8 protein-coding genes are annotated in these 6,227 nt (G+C 65.0%); 2 read left to right on the top strand and 6 right to left on the bottom strand.

From position 1 onward, the window contains the following. Nucleotides 1-356: alpha/beta hydrolase (locus tag ACFQEU_RS09955; RefSeq protein ID WP_465261129.1), on the bottom strand; the 356-nt coding region annotated here is incomplete at its 3' end. A gap of 37 nt (nt 357-393) precedes the next feature. Next, nucleotides 394-792 (bottom strand): DUF5778 family protein, encoded by a 399-nt coding sequence (locus tag ACFQEU_RS09950; RefSeq protein WP_379781695.1) that lies wholly within the window; start codon nt 790-792, stop codon nt 394-396. Between the two features lie 149 nt (nt 793-941). Between ACFQEU_RS09950 and ACFQEU_RS09945 the strand changes: the two genes are divergently transcribed. After that, complete coding sequence (locus ACFQEU_RS09945; protein WP_379781693.1) at nt 942-1,649, top strand: DUF47 domain-containing protein; 708 nt, start codon at nt 942-944, stop codon at nt 1,647-1,649. 251 nt (nt 1,650-1,900) lie between these two features. Here ACFQEU_RS09945 and ACFQEU_RS09940 read toward each other — a convergent pair whose 3' ends face one another. From ACFQEU_RS09940 to ACFQEU_RS09925, 4 genes are all read right to left on the bottom strand, one after another. After that, complete coding sequence (locus ACFQEU_RS09940; protein WP_379781691.1) at nt 1,901-2,854, bottom strand: HhH-GPD family protein; 954 nt, start codon at nt 2,852-2,854, stop codon at nt 1,901-1,903. Nucleotides 2,855-2,921: 67 nt separating this feature from the next. Then, nucleotides 2,922-4,262, bottom strand: coding sequence for a class-III pyridoxal-phosphate-dependent aminotransferase (locus ACFQEU_RS09935; protein WP_379781689.1), 1,341 nt, complete (start codon nt 4,260-4,262; stop codon nt 2,922-2,924). Nucleotides 4,263-4,509: 247 nt separating this feature from the next. Continuing rightward, a complete protein-coding gene (locus ACFQEU_RS09930; RefSeq protein ID WP_379781687.1) occupies nt 4,510-4,785 on the bottom strand; it encodes a PadR family transcriptional regulator in 276 nt (91 codons plus the stop codon). Between the two features lie 373 nt (nt 4,786-5,158). After that, on the bottom strand, nt 5,159-5,305 hold the full coding sequence (locus ACFQEU_RS09925; RefSeq protein WP_379781685.1) for a hypothetical protein: 147 nt from the start codon (nt 5,303-5,305) through the stop codon (nt 5,159-5,161). A 108-nt stretch (nt 5,306-5,413) separates the two neighbouring features. Between ACFQEU_RS09925 and ACFQEU_RS09920 the strand changes: the two genes are divergently transcribed. After that, the coding region (locus ACFQEU_RS09920) for a DNA primase small subunit domain-containing protein (protein WP_379781683.1) at nt 5,414-6,227 on the top strand (814 nt) is incomplete at its 3' end.

Raw genomic sequence — 6,227 nt, 5'->3', positions numbered from 1 at the left:
GGGCGCCCGGCCGCGGTCACGAGTGCGACGGTCCCGCCGAACGAGAAGCCGAACAGCCCCACCCGGTCGTACCGGTCGAGTGCCCAGCCGACCGCGTTGTCCGCGTCGGCGCACTCGCCGTACCCCTCGTCCCAGGGGCCGTAGTCGAACCGGAGACAGTCGATCCCTCGGGCGGTGAGCGCATCGCTGACGGCGACCAACCGCTCGTCGCCGCGATGACCGCGATGTTGTGGGTGCGGGGGGCAGGCGACGACGATGGCGTCCGCAGTGGAGGCGTCGGTGTCGTGTTCACTCTCGGCGACGTCCAGCGTCGCTCGGACGTCGCGACCGCCGGGTACGAGGACGGTGTCGCTCACGAGTTAGTGGGACGTGTCGGCGCGTTTGGGCCTCGGATCACGGGACCGTCATCACGTCACCGACGCCGTCCAGCGTCTCGATGTCTGCGGCGAGCGCGTCCTGATCGATACCCGCCTCGTAGTAACAGACGACGTCGAAGGTCCCCTCACGGAGCAGCTGCTGGCACTCCCAAACGAACGACTCGTCGTCGAGCGTGAGCCCTTGGAACTGGTTCGAGGAGAAATCCGGATCGTCGTTTCCGGCCTCGATGTACGTCTCTCCCTTGCCGGCGTGGTCGGCGATGACGTCGTTGAGCTCGACGGTCAGCTCGTGGAGCTCGAGGTCCTCGCGGCCGCTCAGCGTCGTGTGGACGACACAGCCGAGGAGCTCGATGTCGCCGGGCTCCAAGAGAGCCTTGGTCCGCTCGTAGAGGTCGCTGTCGATGGCCTCGCTCATATCGTCCGCTTCGGCCCCGGTAACTAAACGGATGGCGATCCGACGATGCCGAGCGCCGAACGTTCCCCGGTCCGATCGGTCGCCGTCGTCGCTGGTCCCGGCCGACACGACTTAACCGGTGTCGGTCGAACGGGCATACAAGCGAAATCATGACCAACAACGACGGCTTCGGGGATCGACTGGAGTCACGAACCGGCGCGTACCTCGATCGACTCATCGACTGTATCGAACTCCTCCCCGAGGCCTTCGACCGCTACGAGGCTGACGGGAAGTATCGCGACACCGTCGAACGGATCGCCACGATAGAAAGCGAGTGCGACGACGTGAACCGTGAGATAACCGGGTCGATCACGGATTCCGGCCCACAGGACATCGGACTACTCAACACGCGGATCAATTTCAACGCCGCCTCGCTCATCGAGTTGTACAACGACCTCGACGTGATCGCCAACCACACCGAACGGATCACACAGGAGCTCGTGATGACGAGACCCGAACACGGTACCGAGCCGTTCGACGGCCTCACGGAGATGGCGACCGAGACCGTGACCATGGCCGAGCAGCTCCGCGAGGTCGTCGAGCAGTTCGTCCACGGGCTCACGGCCCCCGACGAGACGGTGACACTAACCGAGGGGATCGAGACAGTCCGCGCCGGCGAGAGCCGATGTGACGCGATCCGCGACGACGTGATAGCAACCGCCTTCGACGGCGGACGGACCGCGGATGCGCTGTTGTACCGCGAGTTCGCGATCCTCCTCGACGAGCTCGCCAACACGATGGAGGACGTCACCGACCGGATCGTCGTCATCGCCAGTGACGAGCCCGGGATCGTCACTGAGGCGGGGTCGGTGTCGTAAGCGGCGGTCGCGTCGCGAACCTCGACTCGTCTCCTGCCGAGAACGTCCGGTCACGCATCCTCTCGCCGACAGCACATTCGATAACGAACGGGAGTTCCCCCTGCGGACGGAACTCCGGAGTCCAACACGCTACACGAGCATCTTGGAGTCCGTCGCCCTCGGGCACACGACACCGACCGGATCCTCTCAAAGCCGACCAGGCCTTGGATCTGGGGCGTCCCAGATAGCTACTCGACCGTCGTGAGACCGTATTATAACCGGGCGATCGTCTCGCCATCGCGATCCTCGACTTCGACGAGGCCGTCCTCAGTGAGGTCCGTGAGTAGCCCTCGAAGCCACTCTCGTCCGTGCTCACCGTCTGGCGTATAATCCACCCGAATGCGGTGGCCGAGCGTGTCCAGTTCCATCTCGTCGTGTTCACCGAGGAGTCGAACGATCCGCCCGCGGAACTGTCGACGACTCCCCTCGAAGCTCGGTTGTGTCGGCACGTCGGGCGCGGTAAAGTCACCAGTTTGGTACGCGTGACACCACTCGCGCCACGGACAACCCGCCTCGTCACATCGCGGACGCTTCCCGCAGGCGACGCCGCCGAGCTCCATGATCGCGTTGTTCCACACGCGGGACTCCTCGTCGGGCATCACGCGGGTAGCGACTCGCTCGAACGCCGCGTCGTCGTCCGGGACGTCGAAGGCGCGGTAGAGGACGCGTTTGACGTTCGTGTCGACGACCGCGTCCCCGTTGTTGAACGCGAACGACGCGACCGCGTTAGCGGTGTACGGCCCGACGCCCATCAGTTCGGCGAGCTCATCGGGCGTCCGGGGGAACTCACCGTCGTACGCCGTTTCGATCTGTGTGGCGGCTTCGTGGAGGTACTTCGCGCGGTTGTTGTAGCCGAGCGAGTGATCCGACCAGAACGCGACGACGTCGCCACGCTCGGCAGCCGCCAGGTCGGCGGGGGTCGGCCAGCGGTCGAGGAAGTCCTCCCACGCGGAAACGACCCGATCGAGCTGGGTCTGCTGGCTCATCACCTCGCTGACGAGGATCGCGTAGGGGTCCTCGGTTCGACGCCACGGGAACTCGCGGTGGTCCGCCTCGTACCACTCGATCAGCGCGTTACGGACGAGGTCCGGGTCGGCGGGGAGGGCGGCGTCAGGGTCGGACCCGCCGGCGGGCTCCACGGGCTCGTCCGGGTCAGGATCGGCCATACGCTCACTGGGGACGTGAGTCGTTTATCGGTGCTGATCGACGGAGCTGATCGACGGACGGGATCCCTCAGGCCGCCTCGGCGATCGCGGTCGTCAACAGGTCACATCCCAGCTCGATCTCGCGTTCGGTGACGTCCATCGGCGGGAGGATACGGAGCACCTTCGTCCCACACGCCAGCGTGAGGAGGCCGTGGCTCACCGCGCGCTCGATCACCTCGTCGCGCCGTTCCGTCGTGTCGAACTCGACTGCGAGCATCAGTCCGAGTCCGCGGACATCGACGACACCTTCGGGGTCGGCGTCCGCCATGGTTTCGCGGAACTGTCGGCCGCGGACGGTGGCGTTCTCCATGAGCCCTTCCGACTCGATCGCGTCGAGCGTCAGCGCGCCCTGTAGCGAGGCGACGATGTCGCCGGCCCCCCACGTCGAGGAGATCCGCCCGGCCTCCTCGGGGAACACGTCCGACCGCGAGATCGTCGCGCCGACGCGAAGCCCTTTGGCGCTCGCGATCACGTCGGGTTCGATCGCGTAGTGATCGGAGCCCCACATCTCACCGGTACGGCCGACGCCGGACTGGATCTCGTCGGCGACGAGGGTGATGTCGTGTTCCTCGGCCACCGCGGCGATCTCGTCCATGAACGGGTCCGAGGGGAACCGGTAGCCCCCTTCACCCTGGATCGGCTCCATGATCAGGTACGCCACCGAGTCGGGGTCGATGTGTCCGCGTTTCGGGTCGAGTTTCTGCCGGAGCCGCGAGGTCCCGCCGGCGAAGAACCCACACGAACAGGTCTCGGCGGTACAGCCGCTGTCGTCACAGTAGGGCATGTCGTGGACCGTGCTGATCTCGGGGAACTCCCGCCGATAGACGGATTTCGAGCGGTTGAGCGAGAGCGCGCCCAGCGTCCGGCCGTGGAACGCGCCGTCGAAGGTGATCGCGTACTTCGCGCCGCCGGCGTCGTCGTAAGAGATCTTGATCGCGTTCTCGACCGCCTCCGCGCCGGAGTTCGAGAGGAACACGGTGTCCATGTCGTAGTGGCTCGTTGCGTCCGTGAGCCGCTCCATGAGGTCCGCCGGACCGGGAGCACCTTCACCGGGCGCGTTCCCGTCGGAGACGTAGAAGTCCTGTCCCGCGATCTTCAGGGGGTCGACGAGGTCGAACTCCGAGAGCGGCTCGGTGATGAGTGGGTTGTTGTAGCCGAGCGGGGCGGCCGCGACGTGGCTCGTGAAGTCCATCAGGACGTTGCCGTCGACGTCGGTACAGAACGGGCCCGTCGCGGGCGCGGTCCGGTCCCACACGAACTCGTAGACGTACGTGCTCGGCGCGGCGGACTGGTGGTGGTGTTCGACCCACTCCGTGGCTCGCTCGCCCGGAAACTCCGACACCTGGGGGGTTACTGTGTCACGGTCCATGCACTGTCGTCGTCGGGCGCTGCGAAAAAACGAGGGGTCACCGAACCAACCGGGGAGAACCGGTGTTCGATCGCGGATAGCAACTGAAGAGCGGTCGTGGCCGAGAACGCGACGAGGGTGGGGATAAACGGTGAACTGGATGGAAACAGGGTGGAGATAAACGGGGAACTAGATGGAAACGGGGTGGAGATAAACGGGGAACTGGATGGAAACCGGACGGGGACAGAGGCCGAGACAGCCGACTTGCTCAGTGTTCGATGTACTGCGACTCCCACTCGGTGCGGGCGTCGATCTCGCGTCGACCGCGGCGCGTGAGCGTGTAGTAGTTCGTTCGCCGGTCACGCTGGCCCTTCTCGACGAGCCCCTTCTCGACGAGCGTGTCCAAGTTGGGATAGAGGCGACCGTGGTGGATCTCCTTCTCGTAGTAGTCTTCCAGTTCCTCTTTGATCGCCAACCCGTGCGGCTCGTCGAGCCCAGCGATCACGTAGAGGAGGTCACGCTGGAAACCTGTGAGGTCATACATGCGGTTACTCCGACATAACCGCGGAAAATAAATAAATATTCCGTTACGTGTATCCGTGTACCGGGTTTTTTCGGCGTATTTCGCTGCTATCCGCGCGTAGCGATACTGTCAGGACAGTAACCTACTGTCGAGAGGAAGGGGTGTTTTCGCGTAGAATCGAGTGTTCAATACCAAATACGTTATATCGGTGACCGATCGATCAGAACGGTCGGGTGCCTCGTCGGGTAGTCGTTTGAGAACGGACGTATGCCCCAGCGGAAAAAAGCCGCGTGAGGCATTCGTCCGAAATTGGTCCCCGCTGACGCTTCGGCCCTCCAGACGAAGCGTCACGTAATAGTATTGCGTTGGTACTAATAAACCTAACGAGCGATCGCTACATGTGTTCCTCCTCTAACACCCACCCGAGCGCTCGTTTGTAGTGGGTGAGGAGCTCCTCGACGCCACGGTGGCGCATCTCCTCGTCGGCCAACTCCTCGCGGAGGAACTCGTACTGTTCTCTGACCTCCTCTTCGGAGCGCATACCACCGGGTACGGGCGGCGAGACCAAAGGGTTGTGGCCGGGATCGTGTAGATCTCGTGGAGTCCGAACGACACGCCTAAACCCCGACCGACGGTACACAATGAAACGATGGACGACCGGACGCGCGAGTATCTCGCGGGGCGGTTCGGCGACTACTACCGCCGCGTCTCGCTGTCGCCGCCGCCGGACGCGAACCTCCGCGAGTGGGGGCAGATCCCGTGGACGCCCGGCACGGGAACGACGATGGTGCGTCACCAGTCGTTGTACGACCTGGGCGATCTCGATACGTTCTTCGCTGACAACGCGCCGCGGCACGCCTACTTCTCGGCCGCGCGCTACGACGATCCCGGCGCGTCGACGATGGGAAAGAAGGGGTGGCGCTCGGCCGACCTCGTCTTCGACCTCGACGCCGACCACCTCCCGGGTGTCGACCCCGAGACGACGAGCTACCCCGAGATGCTCGAAGCGTGTAAGCAGGCGTTGTACCGACTGCTCGACTTTCTGGAGAACGACTTCGCCTTCGAGGACCTCACGATCGTCTTCTCCGGGGGGCGCGGCTACCACGTCCACGTCCGCGACGAGTCGGTCCGCGAGCTGGACAGCGAGGCGCGCCGCGAGGTGGTCGATTACGTCCGTGCGGTCGACCTCGACACCGACGGGTTGATCCGGACGGTCTCCGACCGCGGGACGACGAAGCGCGTGCTCCGCACGGAGGGCGGGTGGGGCGCGCGCGTCCACGAGGCGCTCGTCGAGTACGCCGAGGACTTCCGGGAGATGGACGAGACGGCGGCCCGCGAGCGACTGATGGAGCTCGACGGGATCGGCCAAGGGCGCGCGGGGACGATCCTCGGGGCGTTCGAGCGCAACCCGACCGCAGTCCGCGAGGGCAACGTCGAGGCGGGCGGTCCGGGAGTCCGACGGC

The organism is Halorubrum tibetense (assembly GCF_042661865.1).
Taxonomy (GTDB): domain Archaea; phylum Halobacteriota; class Halobacteria; order Halobacteriales; family Haloferacaceae; genus Halorubrum; species Halorubrum tibetense.
Note: the sequence above shows the minus strand (reverse complement) of the source record. Positions and strands in the feature narration are given on the sequence as shown.